General features: G+C 66.9%; 12 protein-coding genes. 7 read left to right on the top strand and 5 right to left on the bottom strand.

The window, feature by feature from the left end:
- From BMX85_RS16730 to hemC, 3 genes are read right to left on the bottom strand one after another with little or no spacing between them, the layout of a single operon-like run.
- Positions 1-1,170 carry a uroporphyrinogen-III C-methyltransferase gene (locus tag BMX85_RS16730; RefSeq protein ID WP_090320522.1) on the bottom strand — a complete coding sequence of 390 codons (1,170 nt, stop codon included), beginning with the start codon at positions 1,168-1,170 and terminating at the stop codon, positions 1-3.
- A complete protein-coding gene (locus BMX85_RS16725) occupies positions 1,167-1,967 on the bottom strand; it encodes a uroporphyrinogen-III synthase (protein ID WP_090320519.1) in 801 nt (266 codons plus the stop codon). Before BMX85_RS16725 ends, BMX85_RS16730 begins: the two co-directional genes overlap by 4 nt.
- A gap of 21 nt (positions 1,968-1,988) precedes the next feature.
- Entirely contained in the window at positions 1,989-3,005 is a 1,017-nt protein-coding gene (hemC, locus tag BMX85_RS16720) for a hydroxymethylbilane synthase (RefSeq protein ID WP_090320516.1), read from the bottom strand.
- A gap of 163 nt (positions 3,006-3,168) precedes the next feature.
- Here hemC and ppc point away from each other — a divergent pair, with 163 nt between their 5' ends.
- The 3 genes from ppc (at position 3,169) to BMX85_RS16705 (ending at position 10,061) form a co-directional block, all read left to right on the top strand.
- Complete coding sequence (gene ppc / locus BMX85_RS16715) at positions 3,169-6,051, top strand: phosphoenolpyruvate carboxylase (RefSeq protein ID WP_090320513.1); 2,883 nt, start codon at positions 3,169-3,171, stop codon at positions 6,049-6,051.
- Positions 6,052-6,165: 114 nt separating this feature from the next.
- Positions 6,166-9,153 (top strand): sensor histidine kinase, encoded by a 2,988-nt coding sequence (locus BMX85_RS16710; RefSeq protein WP_090320509.1) that lies wholly within the window; start codon positions 6,166-6,168, stop codon positions 9,151-9,153.
- Positions 9,154-9,281: 128 nt separating this feature from the next.
- Positions 9,282-10,061, top strand: a complete 780-nt coding sequence (locus BMX85_RS16705; RefSeq protein WP_090320505.1) for a 3-hydroxybutyrate dehydrogenase — start codon at positions 9,282-9,284, stop codon at positions 10,059-10,061.
- Positions 10,062-10,158: 97 nt separating this feature from the next.
- On the opposite strand, the gene rpoD is transcribed toward BMX85_RS16705, so the two are convergent.
- Positions 10,159-12,633: an RNA polymerase sigma factor RpoD gene (gene rpoD, locus BMX85_RS16700; RefSeq protein ID WP_090320501.1), complete on the bottom strand. Its 2,475-nt coding sequence runs from the start codon at positions 12,631-12,633 to the stop codon at positions 10,159-10,161.
- A gap of 473 nt (positions 12,634-13,106) precedes the next feature.
- Here rpoD and BMX85_RS16695 point away from each other — a divergent pair, with 473 nt between their 5' ends.
- The 4 genes from BMX85_RS16695 (at position 13,107) to BMX85_RS16680 (ending at position 16,358) form a co-directional block, all read left to right on the top strand.
- Positions 13,107-13,571, top strand: coding sequence for a ProQ/FINO family protein (locus tag BMX85_RS16695; protein ID WP_090320497.1), 465 nt, complete (start codon positions 13,107-13,109; stop codon positions 13,569-13,571).
- Positions 13,572-13,573: 2 nt separating this feature from the next.
- Positions 13,574-14,263: a 3'-5' exonuclease gene (locus tag BMX85_RS16690; protein WP_373923766.1), complete on the top strand. Its 690-nt coding sequence runs from the start codon at positions 13,574-13,576 to the stop codon at positions 14,261-14,263.
- 71 nt (positions 14,264-14,334) lie between these two features.
- Complete coding sequence (locus tag BMX85_RS16685; RefSeq protein WP_090320494.1) at positions 14,335-15,045, top strand: c-type cytochrome; 711 nt, start codon at positions 14,335-14,337, stop codon at positions 15,043-15,045.
- Positions 15,046-15,062: 17 nt separating this feature from the next.
- Positions 15,063-16,358 (top strand): c-type cytochrome, encoded by a 1,296-nt coding sequence (locus tag BMX85_RS16680; protein ID WP_090320491.1) that lies wholly within the window; start codon positions 15,063-15,065, stop codon positions 16,356-16,358.
- Here the strand turns inward: BMX85_RS16680 and BMX85_RS16675 are convergent.
- The gene (locus tag BMX85_RS16675) at positions 16,355-17,476 is read right to left on the bottom strand and encodes a type IV pilus twitching motility protein PilT (RefSeq protein WP_090320488.1); all 1,122 of its coding nucleotides are present in this window, start codon (positions 17,474-17,476) and stop codon (positions 16,355-16,357) included. The genes BMX85_RS16680 and BMX85_RS16675 overlap by 4 nt on opposite strands.
- Positions 17,477-17,480: the final 4 nt, after the last annotated feature.

Raw genomic sequence — 17,480 nt, 5'->3', positions numbered from 1 at the left:
TTATTGCTTCGCTTTGTAGTTACGCACGGCGTTCAGGCTGTCCGACAGGGTCGGCATCTCGATCGCCAGATTGCTGGTCTGCACCTGGCGCAGCAGCGCCTGCACGGTCTGGGTGTTCTTGGCGCGCGTGTCGAAATACTTGACCAGCGCTTCCTGGGCGGCGATCAGGTCGGCGCGGAACGCCGTTTCATTGCGCGACAGCAGCGCCATGCGGGCGTTCAGCAGCCGCAATTTGAGGTTCTCGCGCAGGAAGTAGGCCTGCGTCGGCGACAGCATCAGCGCGTCCGGCGTTTCCACGCTGCGCACGCGGATCAATTGGCGCACGTCGGTCCACATTTCCGTGCTCCAGCCGGTCCAGGTGTTTTGCAGCGCCAGCAGCCATGGACTCGGCTCGCTCGGTTCGACCACGGGCACCGGCTTACCGTTCTTGTCGAGCAGCGGTTTGAGCTTGACCTTCTTTTCCGGCGCCGCCGGCAAGGTCGGCTTCTCGTCCGACAGCATCGGCAAGTGGTCGATCTGGGCGATGACGTTGTCCAGGCGCAGCGCGACGCCGACCGAGTCGACGCTCGGCAGGGCCTTGAGCTTTTCGGTGTCCTTGGCGATGGCGCGGCGGATCGTGATGAACTGCGGCTTGTCCGACCGCGACAGGCTGCGGTCGGCGTTTTGCAGCGCGATCAGCGCGCCCGGCACGTTGCCGGCCAGTTGCAGCTGCTGGCTGGCGGTCGACAAGACCTGTTCGATCTCGGTCAGCGCCCACTCGTCGCGGTTCTTCGACAGATCCTGGTACAGCTGCTCGAGCGCCAGTTGCTGGCTCTGCGCCTCCAGTTGTTTGCTTTCCAGCAGGCCAACCTTGATCTGCAATTCGCGGCTGGTTTCCTGCACGGCGCGCGCCATGGTGCCGGTTTCGGCGTTGACCGAGTCGCCTTTTTGCAGGCGCAGCGCCATTTCCTGACGCAGCTTGCCCATCTTGTTGTGGGTCGACCAGGTCTGGGCGGCCAGCAACACGGCCAGCACCACCACCCCGCCCAGCAGGATGCGCGGCTGTTGCAGCGTGTCGAGCAAGCGGGGCTCCGGCGGCGATTTCAGCGGCGCGGACGGGGACTCGGCGGCGGCGCCGTAGGCGGTGCCGGTCGGGGCGACAGGGTCGGGTAATGTAGGCAAATCGTTCATAGGCGTGATTGTAACGCGGCCAGCAGGCGTTCGTCGCCTGATCCGGTGAGCGTCAGACGGGAAAAGCCCAAATTGCTTGCAGTTTCGGCAATTCGGGCATGCGGGACGATCAAATGCTGTTGTTGCATCGACACAACACATGACGGCGTGCCGCCCGGGCTTTTTGCATCCAGCTCGGCCAGCAGGCCGCACAGGCCGCGCAACGCCTCGGAACTGGTGACGATCCAGTCGTTTGGTCGCGCCAGCAAGCGGCGCAGGGTGGCTTCCAGCGCCGGCGTCAGCTGCGGCACCGAGCGGCGGTAGGCCGCCACCACGTCGACCCGGGCGCCGGCCGCGCGCAGGCCGTCGCCCATCAGCTCGCGTCCGCTCTCGCCGCGCACGATCAGCACCGGACGGTCTTTCAGCGCGGCCAAATCCAGCGTTTGCAGCAAATGTTCGGAATCGCTGTGGCCGTTGTCGGCCGGGCTGACGATATCGAACCGGTCCGCGGTGACGCCGTGCGCGGCCAGCGCCAGCCGGCTGCCCTCGCCCACCACGGCCGCCGTCACGCCGGCCGGCCACTGTTGAATATGGGCGAAGGCGGCGTCGATGGCGTTGGGCGACACGAACGCGACCATCGCGTAGGCCGGCACGGGGCCGCACAGCCGCGCCAGCGCGGCCCGCAGCGCCGATGGGTCCGGCAGCGGCGCGATCTCCAGCAAAGGCAGCACCTCGACTTCGCGCCCCAGCGCGGCCACGCGGGCCGCCAGCGGCCGCGCTTGCGCCAGGGGCCGGGTGATGACGACGCTACCGGTCATGCGATGGTCTTCCGCCGGCCATCAAACCGGCTGGGCGCCGGTCGAGCCGTCGGCGTTCAGCTCGCGCGAGCGCGCCTCCTCCTCGGCCTGGGCGGCGTCGCTCAGGCAGGCGGCCAGGATGCCGACCGCGTCCTGCGCGCGCAGCAGCTCGGACACTTGCAGGCCCAGCGCCTCCGGATCGGCGGCCGCGCCGCGCACCTCGGCGCTGGCGACGCGGCTGCCGTCCGGCGTGCCGACCATGGCGCGCAGGTGCATCCGGCCGTCCTCCACGGTGGCGTAGGCCGCCAGCGGAATCTGGCAGCTGCCGCCGAACACCCTCGACACCTTGCGCTCGGCCCTGACGGCCTGCTCGGTGGCCAGGTCGTTGAGCGGCGCCAGCAAGGCCTTCAAATCCATGCCGTCGTCGCGCTCGGCGATCTCGATCGCCATCGCGCCCTGCCCGGCGGCCGGCAGGCTGTCCTCGGGCGCCAGCACGGCGCGGATGCGCTGCGGCAGTCCCAGGCGCTTGAGGCCGGCGGCGGCCAGGATGATGGCGCTGTAGTCGCCGCGATCGAGCTTGGACAGGCGCGTGTCGAGGTTGCCGCGCAGCGGTTTGATGACCAGGTGCGGATAGCGCGCCGCGATCAGCGCCTGGCGGCGCAGGCTGCTGGTGCCGACGATGGCGCCCGGCGGCAGGTCCGCCAGGGTGGCGTAGTCGTTGCAGACGAAGGCGTCGCGCGGGTCTTCGCGCAGCATCACGGCGGCCAGCGCGAAGCCCTCCGGCAGCTCCATCGGCACGTCCTTGAGCGAATGGACCGCCAGGTCGGCGCGGCCCTCGGCCATCGCCACCTCCAGTTCCTTGACGAACAGGCCCTTGCCGCCGACCTTGGACAAGGTGCGATCCAGAATTTGATCGCCTTTCGTCGTCATTCCGACAATTTTGACATCGCACTGCGGATATAATAATGTCAAGCGTTCACGGACGTGCTCGGCCTGCCACATGGCCAGGCGGCTCTCCCGCGATGCGATCACCAATCTGGACGGGGGAGTTTGGACCACTTCGGATGTTTTCAAAACCAGTTCTTTCGCTGTAGCTGACGCTCACCGGCGCTGGCCAGTAAATCGCGCATGTTTAAGATCACAAATTTTATCATGCTCACCTTCATGCAGAACCGGGCTACCAGCCTTTGCACCGACATTTCACATCTTTGCGGCTTATCACATGGCAAAACAATCTAGTGCAATCGACGACAACATCGCTGAACAATCAGGCGCGGCTCCCGAAGTAGACAAGGACGCGCCCCTTAAAGAGGATATCCGCCTGCTCGGCCGCCTGCTGGGCGACGTGCTGCGCGACCAGGAAGGCGAGGAAGTGTTCGCCGTGGTCGAAACCATCCGCCAAACGGCGGTGCGCTTCCGCCGCGAGGCCGACGCCGGCGCCGCCAAGGAACTGGACGGCATGCTCAAGATCCTCACGCGCGAACAGACCATCTCGGTGGTGCGGGCATTCTCGTACTTCTCGCACCTGGCCAACATCGCCGAGGACCAGCACCACATCCGCCGCCGCCGCGCCCACCTGCTGGCCGGCTCCAACGCCCAGAAGGGCAGCGTCAGCTTCGCGCTGTGCAAACTGAAGGAAGCCGGCGTCAGCGAACAGACCGTCGGCGAGTTCTTCGACCAGGCCCTGATCGCCCCGGTGCTGACGGCCCACCCGACCGAAGTGCAGCGCAAATCCATCCTCGACGCCGAGCACGACATCGCCCGCCTGCTGGCCGAACGCGACCTGCCGCTGACGCCGAAGGAAAAGTCCGCCAACATGCACCTGCTGCGCGCGCGCATCGCCACCCTGTGGCAGACCCGCATGCTGCGCTACACCAAGCTGACCGTGGCCGACGAGATCGAAAACGCGCTGTCGTACTACCGCACCACCTTCCTGCGCGAACTGCCGGGCTTGTACGACGACATCGAGAGCGACATCGCGCACCACTACGGCAGCGCCCCCGCCGACGACCAGGAAGCGCAGGTCAAGCCGATCAACGCGCCGTACGTGCAGATGGGCAGCTGGATCGGCGGCGACCGCGACGGCAACCCCAATGTCAACGGCGGCACCATGCAGCACGCGCTGGTGCGCCAGGCCACCACCATCCTCGACTTCTACCTGGAAGAGGCGCACACCCTGGGCGCCGAGCTGTCGATCTCGACCTTGATGGTCGGCTGCACCCCCGCGCTGCAGGCGCTGGCCGACCAGTCGCCGGACACCTCCGACCACCGCGCGGACGAACCGTACCGCCGCGCGCTGATCGGCATTTACGCGCGCCTGGCCAGCACCGCCCGCGCGCTGGGCGCGACCAACATCCTGCGCAAGGAAGTCGGCCACGCCGAGCCGTACGCCAGCGCCGCCGGCTTCTCGGCCGACCTGCAAACCCTGGTCGAGTCGCTGGTCGCCAACCACGGCGAAGTGCTGGTGCGCCCGCGCCTGTCGACGTTGAAGCGCGCCGCCGACATCTTCGGCTTCCACCTGGCGTCGCTGGACATGCGCCAGTCGTCCGACATCCACGAGCGCGTGCTGGCCGAGCTGTTCGCCAAGGCCGGCGGCGAGCCGGCCTACGCGTCGCTCGACGAAGACGCCAAGGTGGCGCTGCTGCTGAGCGAGCTGTCGCAGCCGCGCCTGCTGTACTCGCCGTACATCGACTACTCCGACGAGACCGATTCAGAGCTGGGCGTGCTGCGCGCGGCGCGCCAGATCCGCGACCGCTACGGCGCCAGGGCGATCCGCAACTACATCATCTCGCACACCGAAACCGTGTCGGACCTGCTGGAAGTGATGCTGCTGCAAAAGGAGATGGGCCTGCTGCGCATCGCCGCCGGCGAAGGCGACGGCCGCACCGAGGCGGAACTGGACCTGATGGTCATCCCGCTGTTCGAAACCATCCCCGACCTGCAACGCGCCGCCGGCATCATGGAAGCGGTGATGGCGCTGCCGCTGGTCAAGGGCCTGATCGCCAAGCAGGGCCAGATCCAGGAAGTCATGCTGGGCTACTCGGACTCCAACAAGGACGGCGGCTTCCTGACCTCGACCTGGGAACTGTACAAGGCCGAAACCCACCTGGTGACGGTGTTCGAAAAAGCCGGCGTCAAGCTGCGCCTGTTCCACGGCCGCGGCGGCACGGTCGGCCGCGGCGGCGGTCCGAGCTACGAGGCCATCCTGGCCCAGCCGCACGGCACCGTCAACGGCCAGATCCGCCTGACCGAACAGGGCGAGATCATCGCCTCCAAGTTCTCCAACAAGGACATCGGCCGCCGCAACCTCGAGCTGCTGGTCGCCGCGACCCTGGAGGCGAGCCTGATGCCGCAGTCGGAAGACAGCGCCCACCTCGAGCAGCTGAGCCAGTTCGAGGCGATCATGGCGGAGATTTCCGACCGCGCCTACAAGGCCTACCGCAACCTGGTCTATGAAACCCCGGGCTTCACCGACTACTTCTTCAGCGCCACGCCGATCGCCGAGATCGCCGAACTGAACCTCGGTTCGCGTCCGGCCTCGCGCAAGTCGACCAAGCGCATCGAGGACTTGCGGGCGATTCCGTGGGGCTTCTCGTGGGGCCAGTGCCGCCTGCTGCTGCCGGGCTGGTACGGCTTCGGCAGCGCCATCGGCGCCTGGATCGCCGACGGCGACCAGCAAACGCGGCTGGCGCAGCTGCGCAACATGTCGCAAGCCTGGCCGTTTTTCGCCACCCTGCTGTCGAACATGGACATGGTGCTGGCCAAGACCGACCTGGCGATCGCCTCGCGCTACGCCGAGCTGGTGCAGGACAAGGAATTGCGCGACCGCATCTTCAAGCGCATCACCGAGGAGCACGCCAACACCTTGACGATCCTGCAGGACATCACCGGCGCGTCCGAGCGCCTGACGGGCAACCCGCTGCTGGCGCGCTCGATCCAGAACCGCATCGCCTACCTCGATCCGCTGAACCACTTGCAGGTCGAGCTGATCAAGCGCCACCGCGCGCTGACGGTCGATCCGGCCAAGGCGACGGACGAGCGGGTCCACCGCGGCATCCACCTGTCGATCAACGGCGTCGCGGCCGGCTTGCGCAACACCGGCTAAGCCGTTTCACCGTCGATTGAACGACCAGCGCCCCGACTGATCCCCGGGGCGTTTTTTTTGCGTTTTTAATTTGTGGTTTGAAATTTCAAGTTGAAATCCGCTATGCTCCTTGTCATGGACATCATCACGAGTTGGACACTTCTGCGCGCCCGCTTGCTGATGCAGGGAGCGCTGTGCGCGCTGATCGCGCTGATCGCACTGATCGCGCCCACCCCGCCGGCGCTGGCCGCGCAGCACGCGCGCCTGCTCGGCGACTACGCGCACCGCGCCTGGAGCGCCGCCCAAGGCGCGCCGGCGCAAGTCCAGGCCATCACGCAAACCCCGGACGGCTGGCTGTGGCTGTCCACGCCCACCGGCTTGTACCGTTTCGACGGCGTCAATTTCGAGCGCCGCGACCAGGTCGGCGGCCACGCGCTGCGCTCGACCATCGTGCTGCCGCTGCACACCGCGCCCGACGGCGGCCTGTGGGTCGGCTACCGCTTCGGCGGCGCCAGCGTCTTCAAGGACGGCAAGGCCGCGCACTACGGCGCCGACAACGGCTTCCCGCCGGGCGCCGCCCACAGCTTCACCACCGCGCCGGACGGCGTGCTGTGGGCCACCACCGCGCGCGGCCTGGCCTGGCTCGACCGCGCCCGCGACCGCTGGGTGCGCATCGGCGCCGACAGCGGCTTCAATCCGCCCCAGGCCATCTGGCAGGTGCTGTTCGACCGCGCCGGCACGCAGTGGGTCTCGACCTCCAGCGGCGTTTATTACCGCCGCGCCGGCGAGGCGCGCTACCGCGTCGCCAGTCCCGGCAACATCGAGCTGGCGTCGCTGGCCGCCGGGCCCGACGGCACAGTATGGGTGTCGAACGGCGGCGACGCCAACTACCGCCTGGCGCAGACGCCGCCGGTCGCCGGCGCCAGGCCGCCGAAGCCGGAACTGCCGGGCAGCGGCATGTGGTTCGACCGCGCCGGCACGATGTGGCTGGCCAGCGATACCCACATCGAACGCGTGCTGCCGGACGTGTTTCCCGATCCGCGCCAGCGCCTCACGCGCGACCAGGGCTTGAGCGGCCTGAGTCCGCAAACCTTTTTTGAAGACCGCGACGGCAATATCTGGTTCGGCACCGCGACCGGCCTCGATCGATTCCGCCGCCACCGCGCCGTGCCGCTGCCGGGCGACCAGCCGATCGTCACGCCGGGCCTGGCGGCCGGCGCCGACGGCAAGGTCTGGCTCAGCAACTTCGCCGCCAACGCCTGGCTGATGGACGCCGAAGGCCGCCGGCATGCCGCCCTCGGCACCGGTTTCTGGAGCTCGGTGGCCGGCAGCGGCGCTGGCGGCCCCGCGCTCGGCAGCTATCGGGGCATCTGGCAGGCGGGCAAGCTCATCCCCGCCCCGCCGGCGCCGCTGCGCGACAGCCCCACGCTGTACGCGCTGGCGCACGGCCGCAACGGCGACTGGTGGGCCAGCTATCTGAACTACGACCTGTTCCGCTACCGCGACGGCCGGTGGGAACAACCGTACCCGGCGCTGCCCAAGCTGCGCGTGATGTCGCTGCTGTCGGACACCCACGAGCGGCTATGGATAGGCTACCAGGGCAACCGCATCGCCGTCGTCGACGGCGCCAGGGTGGCGCTGCTGGGCGCCGAACAGGGCCTGCGCATCGGCAATGTGCTGTGCATCTATGAGCGCAACGGCAATTTATGGGTGGCGGGCGAATCGGGCGTGGCCCGCTACGACGGCCAGCGCTTCGTGCCGCTGCTGGCCGCGGACGGCCACGAGCTGCGCGGCATCAGCGGCATCGTCGCCACCGACCAGGGGGAACTTTGGCTGCACGGCCACGACGGCGCCTTCCGCATCGGCGCCGACCAGCTCGAGGCCTTCGTGCGCGACGGCGCCAGGGTGGCGTACGAACTGCTGGGCAGCGAAGAAGGCCTGACCGGCACCGTCCAGCCCAGCGGCCCGTTCCCGTCGATGGTGCAGGCCGGCGACGGCAAGCTGTGGCTGTCGACCACCAGCGGCGCGATGCTGATCACGCCCGGCGCCATCCGCCGCGACCCGCTGCCGCCGCCGGTCGAAATCCTTTCGGTCTCCAGCAACGGCAAGCGCTACGCCGCCGACCGGCCGCTGCGCCTGCCGCAGGGCGCGAACAACCTGCACATCGCCTTTACCGCGCTGGCGTTGTCGGTGCCGGAGCGCGGCGCCTTCCGCTACCGGCTCGACGGCGTCGACCAGGACTGGCAAAACGCCGACGGCCGGCGCGAAGCGTTCTACACCAACCTGCAGCCGGGGAATTACCGCTTCCACGTGATCGCCGCCAACCGTGACGGCGTGTGGAATTCCCGGGGCGCGGCGCTCGACATCGCGCTGCCGCCGACGTTCCTGCAAAGCGGCTGGTTCAAGCTGCTGTGCGGTGTGCTGCTGATCCTGCTGGTGGTGCTGGCGTGGCGCTGGCGGCTGGCGCAGGTGGCCAGGCTGATCGAGGCGCGCCAACTGGAGCGCCTGAGCGAGCGCGAACGCATCGCCCGCGCGCTGCACGACACCTTCCTGCAACAGGCGCAGGGCACGGTGCTGATGATGCAGGCGGCGATGGAGCAGATACCGCCGGCCCTGCCCGCGCGCGCGGCGATGGAGCGCGGCATCGGCTACATCGAACGGGCGCTGGTCGAGGGGCGGGACGAGGTGATGGGCTTGCGCTCGGCGGCGGCCGCCGACGAGACGCTGGCCGAGGCGCTGGCGTGCTTCGGCAACGGCCTGGCCGAGCTGCTGCCGGCGCGTTATCGCCTGGTGGTGCGCGGCGCGCCCTATCCGCTGGAAGCGGCGCTGCGGGGCGATCTGTTCGCCATCGGACGCGAGGCGATCGGCAACGCCTTCCGCCACGCCGGGGCCGGGGAAATCGTGGTGGAGCTGGACTTTGGCGCCGACGCGCTGACCTTGCAGGTGCGCGACGACGGCAAGGGCATCGCGCACGACATCCTCGACCAGGGCAAGCGCCGCGGCCACTACGGCCTGGTGGGCATGCGCGAGCGCGCCGCGCGCATCGGCGCGGTGCTGGAAGTCGCAAACGGCAGCGAAGGCGGCGCGCAGGTCCGGGTGACGCTGGCCAGTGAGAAGTCTTAACCTTCCCTTCAGCCAGGTGGTGCACTGTACGTTGGAGCAGCGACATGCGCCGCGCATGGCGTGTAATGTCGCAGCACCCACCCACCCAGCCAACCCAGCCAACCCAACCCAACCCAAGGAGCCAGCACATGAAACTGAAAGACAAAGTCTGCGTCGTCACCGGCGCCGCCAGCGGCATCGGCAAGGAAATCGCCCTGATCTACGCGCGCGAAGGCGGCAAGATCGTCATCGCCGACCTCAACCTGGAAGCGGCCCAGGCCACCGCCGACGAGCTCAAGGCCGCCGGCGGCCAGGCGATGGCCGTCGCCATGAACGTCACCGACGAGGCGCAAGTGAACGCCGGCATCGCCGCCGTGGTCGACGCCTGGGGCGGGATCGACGTGCTGGTCAGCAACGCCGGCATCCAGATCATCCACCCGGTCGAGGACTTCCCTTACGAGGACTGGAAAAAGCTGCTGTCGATCCATCTCGACGGCGCCTTCCTCACCACCAAGGCCTGCCTGCCGCACATGTACAAGGCCGGCAGCGGCAGCGTCATCTACATGGGTTCGGTCCACTCGAAGGAAGCCTCCAAGCTCAAGTCCGCCTACGTCACGGCCAAGCACGGGCTGATCGGCCTGGCCAAGGCGGTCTCGAAGGAAGGCGCCGAGCACGGCGTGCGCGCCAACGTCATCTGCCCCGGCTTCGTGCGCACCCCGCTGGTGGACAAGCAGATCCCCGAGCAAGCCAAGAGCCTGGGCATCTCCGAGGACGACGTCATTAAAAAAGTCATGCTGGCCGACACCGTCGACGGCAAATTCACCACGGTCGAAGACGTGGCCGAAGTCGCGCTGCTGTTCGCCAGCTTCCCATCGAACGCGCTCACGGGTCAATCGCTGGTCGTCAGCCACGGCTGGTTCATGCAATAAACTTCGGACTGGCCTGCGGCCGCCGCGATGCGGGGACAGGTGACGGACGAAAAAAAAGGGAGGCGCTCGGCCTCCCTTTTGTTTGCTTGCTCGACGCTTAGTTCTGCGTCAGGAACGTCTTCAGCTTGTCCGAACGCGACGGCTGGCGCAGCTTGCTCATGGCCTTCGCCTCGATCTGGCGAATCCGCTCGCGCGTCACGTCGAACTGCTTGCCCACTTCTTCCAGCGTGTGGTCGTTCGACATTTCCACGCCGTAGCGCATGCGCAGCACTTTCGCTTCGCGCGGGGTCAGCGAGTCCAGCACTTCCTTGATGACGTTGCGCATCGACGCGTGCAGCGCGGCGTCCAGCGGGGCCAACGTGGTGTTGTCCTCGATGAAGTCGCCCAGCTGCGAATCGCCGTCCTCGCCCATCGGCGTTTCCATCGAGATCGGCTCTTTGGCGATCTTCATGATTTCGCGCACTTTGTTTTCCGGCATTTCCATCTTGACGGCCAGGGTCGCCAGGTCCGGCTCGCTGCCGGTTTCCTGCATGATCTGGCGCGAGATGCGGTTCATCTTGTTGATCGTTTCGATCATGTGCACCGGCACGCGGATGGTGCGGGCCATGTCGGCGATCGAACGGGTGATGGCCTGGCGAATCCACCAGGTCGCATACGTCGAGAACTTGTAGCCGCGGCGGTATTCGAACTTGTCGACCGCCTTCAGCAGACCGATGTTGCCTTCCTGGATCAGATCGAGGAATTGCAGGCCACGGTTGATGTACTTCTTGGCGATCGAAATCACCAGGCGCAAGTTGGCGACCGTCATTTCACGCTTAGCCTGGCGCGCGCGTTTTTCACCGGCGGCCATCTGCTTGTTGATCTTGCGCAGGTCGGCCAGCGGCAGCGCCACGCGCGCTTGCAGGTCGATCATCTTCTTTTGCAGCTCTTTGACGGCCGGCACGTTGCGGCCGAGGATGGCGCTGTACGGATAGGCCGAATCGACTTCGCCGTCGACCCAGTCCAGGTCCGTCTCGTTACCCGGGAACACCTTGATGAAGTGGGCGCGCGGCATGCCGCATTTGTTCACGCACAGCTCCAGCACCGCGCGCTCGATGTGGCGCACTTCTTCCATCTGGCCGCGCAGCGTGTCGCACAGCTTTTCGACGACCTTGGCGGTGAAGCGGATGCCCAGCAGTTCGGCGGAAATCGCTTCCTGCGCCGACACGTAGGCCTTCGAGCCGTAACCGCCGGCGGCCTTGCGCATCTTGTCGTACTGGGTCGAGATGACGTCGAACTTTTCCAGCGCGGCTTTTTTCAACTGCGCCAGTTGCTCGGTCGAGAAGCCGGCCGCGCCGCCATTGGCGTCGCCGTCTTCCTCCTCGACTTCCTCTTCCTCTTCCTCGTCGTCGTCCGACGGCGCGGCCGGCGCGGCGGCCACGGCCGGCGCGTTGTTCGCTTCGTTCAGGTCGACGAAACCGTCCACCACTTCATCGACCTTGAGCTCGTCCGCTTCGATCTTGCGGGCCAGCGCGACGATCTCGGCGATCGTGGTCGGGCAGGCGGAGATGGCCTGGATCATGTCCTTCAAACCGCCTTCGATACGCTTGGCGATCTCGATCTCGCCTTCGCGCGTCAGCAGCGCCACGGCGCCCATTTCACGCATGTACATGCGGACCGGGTCGGTGGTGCGGCCGAAGTCGGAGTCGACCGTCGACAGCGCGGTCGCGGCGGCCGCTTCCACTTCGTCGTCGGAGGTGACGGTGGCCACGCTGTCGGTCAGCAGCAGCGATTCGGCGTCCGGGGCGCGCTCGTAGATGGCGATGCCCATGTCGTTGAAGGTGGCGATGATGCCTTCGATCGCTTCCGGATCGACGATGTTTTCCGGCAACTGGTCGTTGATCTCGGCGTAGGTCAGGAAGCCGCGCTCCTTGCCCATGTTGATCAAATTCTTGATCTGGTTGCGGCGGCGCTCCAGGTCCTCGGCCGAGCTTTTCGGGTCCATGCCCAGCATGTCGGCGGCGCCGCCCTTGGCTTTGCGCTCGCGCGCCTTCGACACGGCCTTCAGTTCGGCGCGCTCGACGGCGTTCAACGCCGCCACTTCGTCGTTTTCCGGCGTGAATTCGGATGGCTTGCGGCCACGGCGGCCCGGCACCTTGACGCTCGGCAGCAGATAGCCGGAGGTGTCGATCGACGCCAGCGTGGCGGCGTCGGTGACCTGGCTGACGGCCGGGCCGGCGGTGACGATGGTCACCGGCGCTGGCTCGGCCTTGGCGACCTTGACCAGCTTGGACTTCGGCGCGGCCTTGACCACCACCGTGTCGGCGACCGGCTCGTCGGCGCCGGCGGGCGCGCCCTTGCGCGCCACCTTGACGGTCTTGACCGGCGACTCGACTGCCACCTGCGCCTCGGCCTGGGCCGCTTCGGCGGCGGCGCTCAGGCGCGTTTTCTTCTTGACTACCGTTACTTTGCTCGCTGCCTCTTGCGCATTATCGATCACATAGGATAGAGTCGTCTTTGGCACCACCAGCGGAGCGGAGCTGGTGCGGGCGGTCTTGACGGACAACGTTAAAGTTTTCGGCGTTTTTGTCATTAAAAGTCTCTCAATGCGTATTCGCCAGAAAATACAAAATACCATAGCCCGCGCCGACCGTTACCGGTGCGCATGGATGGAAATGTTGTAATTTAGCTGACGACTATCTGCGGAATAAAAAAAGCCCGCTTCCAACAACGGGCTTGTTTCTCTTTTCAGTGAAGAATGAGGAGAGGGCAAAGTATGCCGTATAGCGAGACATCAGGATAATGAATAAATCACATATCCGACATCCTGAAACCATATAACAAGGGCACGCGCCCCTGTCAGACCTATCGCATCCTGTACCAAACTGAACCGCACCGCCCTGCAATTGGTGCGTCAAGCATTATACACGTTTTAGGCCGGCGCCGCACCTGCCGTCCATCTCCCTTTGGCCGGAGTGTGAGCAAACCGGCACGCTGGCCTAAAAGGCACTGCAATCCCGGGGGGCGCATGATATGCTGGCGCCTCTTGCTTAACCTACGAAGTCGATGAACACTAGCCTTACCCCTCAGCCTTTGGCGACCGAGCCAGCCGCATCCGCTCCGGCCACCGCGGCCCTGACCCCGCGCACCCTGTTGAAACAGCTGCAAACCCAATTCCCGGCGTTCCGCGATTTTCTGCCGTTGTCGATCGGTATCGACAAGCAGATCCTGGCGGTCATGCCCGAACTGGACCGCAAGACCATGCGCTCGGCGCTCGGCATCCACACCGGCTCCTTGCGTTACCTGAAAGTGATGGAAAAAGCCAAGGTGCGCCATGACCTCGACGGCACCCCCGGCGCCGAAGTCACCGACACCCACCGCGCCCACGCCACCCAGGTACTGCAGGAGCGCTTCAAGAAAGAAGCCGAACGCAAGAAGGCCGAGCGCGACGCCGCCGCCGCCGAGGAAGCGGCCCGCGTGCGCGCCGACAAGCTGAACCAGCTGACCGCGAAATTCTCGCGCAAGGGTTAAGCTTGGCTGAGTTGCCCACGCAGTTGCCGAACACTCGGCACGCACCGGCGGCGGAGGCCGATCTGCCGCCCTATGTCGGCCTGCGCATCGCCGATGTGCAACTGGTGACCACGCCGGACCATGCGCTCGCCGCGCGCGCCGCCCTGCTGGCGGCCGACGCGATCGGCTTCGACACCGAGTCGAAGCCGACCTTCGTCAAAGGCGAGACCTCGACCGGCCCCCATCTGATCCAATTTTCCACCGACGACAAAGCCTATCTGTTCCAGATCGGCGGCAACACGCCGGCGCCAACGCTCGAGCTGCTGCAAGCGATCCTCGAGCAGCCGGCGCCGCTGAAGGTCGGCTTCGGCCTGTCCGACGACGTCAAGCGGCTGCACGCCAAGCTGGCGATCCGCGCCGCCGGCGTGGTCGACCTGTCGGTGGCGCTGCGCACGCCGGGCCAGCGCAACGACCTCGGCGCCAAGACGGCGGTGGCCAAGTTCTTCGGCCAGAAGCTGCAAAAGTCCAAGAAAATCTCGACCACCAACTGGGCGCTGCCGCGCCTGAACGACAAGCAGATCCTGTACGCGGCCGACGACGCGCAGGTGGCGCTGCGCGTGTACCGGCACTGGATCGCCAACGGCGGCAAGCTGCCGCCGATGCGGCCGGTGAAGCTGCCGCGCGCGCCCAAGCCGCCGCCGACCGACGCCTAGACCTTCTGTCCACTGTCATTTCTGGCAACACCCGGGTATCCTGTCTGAAATAATCAGGGACCAGGAACCGTATGCCGACTTTTTCCACTTTGCGATTGGGCGCGTTGTTGGCGCTGAGCCTGCCCGCCGCCGCCGCGACGCCACCCGATACGCTGGAGCAGCGCGTGGCCGCCTGCATCGCCTGCCACGCCGCCAAGGAGCGCGGCGACGCCTTCTTCCCGCGCATCTCCGGCAAGCCGGCCGGCTACCTGTATAACCAGCTGGTCAATTTCCGCGAGGGGCGCCGCAATTATCCGATGATGACCTATATGGTCGACCATCTGCCCGACGCCTACCTGCGCGAGATCGCCGACTACTTCGCCGCCCGGCATCCGCCCTACCCTCCGGCCCAGGCCGGCAGCGGCGCCAACGCCGGCGCCGCCAGCCTGGCGCGCGGCGAGGCGCTGGTGCGGCATGGCGATCCGGCAAAAAAAATCCCCGCCTGCGTCAGTTGCCACGGCGCGGCGCTGTACGGCGTCGAGCCGGCCATCCCGGGCTTGGTCGGCCTGCCCAGCGACTACGTCAACGCCCAGTTCGGCGCGTGGAAGAACCAGGTGCGCCGCGCCGCCGCGCCCGACTGCATGGCCGACATCGCCGGCAAGCTGACCGTGGCCGACGTCGCCGCCGTCTCGGCCTGGCTCAGCAAGCAGCCGCCGGACGCCGCCGCGCGGCCGGCCGCCGCCGCCAGCATCGCCCTGCCGTTGCCGCAGCCGTGCGGCAGCGTGCCGGGGGGCGCCCAATGAGCGCGGGGACGACGACGATGAAAAAAATCCTGTATACGCTGGCGGGCCTGCTCGGGTTGGCCGTGGCCGGCGTGCTGTTCATGCTGGTCCGTACCGGCAGCGACGATCCCGGCCCGCCGCCGACCGTCACGGCCAAGCTGTCGCCGGCCGGGAAAATCGCCCGTGGCGCCTATCTGGCCAAGGCCGGCGACTGCATGGCTTGCCACACCACGCGCGGCGGCAAGCAATACGCCGGCGGCCGCGCGCTCACTACGCCGTTCGGCAGCGTGATCTCGCCCAACATCACATCGGACAAGGCCACCGGCATCGGCGGCTGGAGCGCCGACGACTTCTGGCTCGCGCTGCATAACGGCAAATCGAAGGACGGCCGCCTGTTGTATCCCGCCTTCCCGTACACCAATTACACCCGCATCACGCGCGACGACTCGGACGCGCTGCACGCCTACTTCCAGTCGGTGCCGGCGGTGAGCCAAGCCAACCGGCCGCATCAATTACGCTTCCCGTACAACCAGCAATTCATGCTGGCGGCATGGCGCGCGCTGTACTTCAAGCCGGCGGTGTTCCGTCCCGAGAGCGGGCAGTCGGTGGACTGGAACCGGGGCGCCTATCTGGTGCAGGGCCTGGGACACTGCAGCGCCTGCCACAGCCCGCGCAACGCCTTGGGCGCGGTGAGCGGAAAAAGCGGCGAAAGCCTGTCGGGCGGTTTGATACCGGTGCTGGGCTGGTACGCGCCGTCGCTGAACGCCGATGCCGAAGCGGGCCTGGGCGACTGGCAACAAGAGCACATCGCCGCCCTGCTGAAGACCGGCGTGTCGCCGCGCGCGACCGTGTTCGGGCCGATGGCGGAGGTGGTCCGGGAAAGCCTGCAGCATCTGGACGACGGCGATATCAACGCGATGGCGGTGTATCTGCGGGCGTTGCCGGCGCAAGGCGTCAAGTCGGAATTCGAACGCGACAAGGGGCCGCAGGCGACGGCTTTCCTGACGGCGGGCGCCAGGCTGTACGAGCAGCACTGCGCCGAGTGCCATGGCGCCGGCGGCGCCGGCATGCCGCCCGGCTATCCGCCGCTGGCGGGCAACCGCGCGCTGACGATGGAACAGGCGGTCAATCCGATCCGCATCGTGCTCAACGGCGGCTTCGCGCCCGGCACGGCCGGCAATCCGCGTCCGTACAGCATGCCGCCGTTCGGCCATGTGTTGAACGACACCGAGGTGGCGCAGGTGGTCTCCTACCTGCGCAGCGCGTGGGGCAACAACGCGCCGCCGGTCGACAATAACGAGGTCAACCGGTACCGGGCGATTCCGCTGGATTAATGGTGCTCGGCGAAGCCGATGCGGTCGGTGGTGGCGTTGCGCGCGTCGTCGACGCCGATCTTGCCTTCGGCCAGCAGCACCCGCAGCGAAGCGTTCATCGTGTGGCAGCCTTCGCTGGTTTTGCCGGCCATCCAGCCGCGCAGCGCCGACAGCTGGCCGCCGGCGATCATGTCGACCACCTCCGGATTGGACGTCAGGCATTCGGTGGCCAGATAGTAGCGCTCCCCTTCCAGCGACGGCAGCAACGCCTGGCACAGCACGCCGCGCAAGGCGTGCGCCAGCGCCTGCGACTGCGCCTCGGAGTTACCCAGCAGGCGCACCATCTTCTGCAAGCCCAACTCCGTCGAGCGCGCATGCAGCGAGGCCAGCACCAGCGGCCCCGATTCGGCCAGCGCCAGCGCCTCCTGCGCCGTCTGGGCGTCGCGGATCTCGCCGATGACGATGACGTCCGGCCGCTCGCGCAGCGCGTCCAGCGCGCCCAGGTAGAAACTCTCGACGTCGCCGTCGAAGCCCACCTCGCGCTGCGTGATGACGCACTGGCGCTGCGGGATCAGGGTTTCGACCGGGTCTTCGATGGTGATAATGTGGCCGGAGCGGTGCTTGTTGATCTCGTCGAGCATCGAGGCGATGGTGGTCGACTTGCCCTGGCAGGTGTCGCCGATAATCAACACCAGACCGCTGGTCAGCTTGGCGAAGTTCTGCTCGTGCTGGCGCAGTCCCAGCTGATTGAGCGGCATCGGCTCCTTGGGGAAGCGCCGGATCACGCAGCCGAGCCGCTTCTTGCCCTGGAAGGTGAAACAGTTGGCGCGGATGCGCGCCGTGTGCAGGTCGACCGCGCGGTCGAAGGCGCGGTCCTGGATACGCTCGGACCAGTTCGGCTCGACCACCTCGAAGAATTCTTCCAGCTCCTCGCGGGTGATCGGCGAATCGGTCACCGCCACCAGCCCCTTGGGCTGGCGCAGCAGGAGCGGACTGTTTTGATGGATCAGGATGTCGCTGAAAATGAGCTTGGAGTTCAGCAGGTGCAGGATCTGCTGTACCAGCGTGCCGAACACCGGGTGGTCCTCGTTCTCGATATAGGTCAGCGTGCGTATTTGCGACGACAAGTAATTTTCCATCTGT

This window comes from Duganella sp. CF517 (genome assembly GCF_900110275.1).
Taxonomy (GTDB): domain Bacteria; phylum Pseudomonadota; class Gammaproteobacteria; order Burkholderiales; family Burkholderiaceae_D; genus Rugamonas.
The sequence above is the reverse complement of the archived record's forward strand: the minus strand, read 5'-3'. Positions and strand labels throughout refer to the sequence as shown.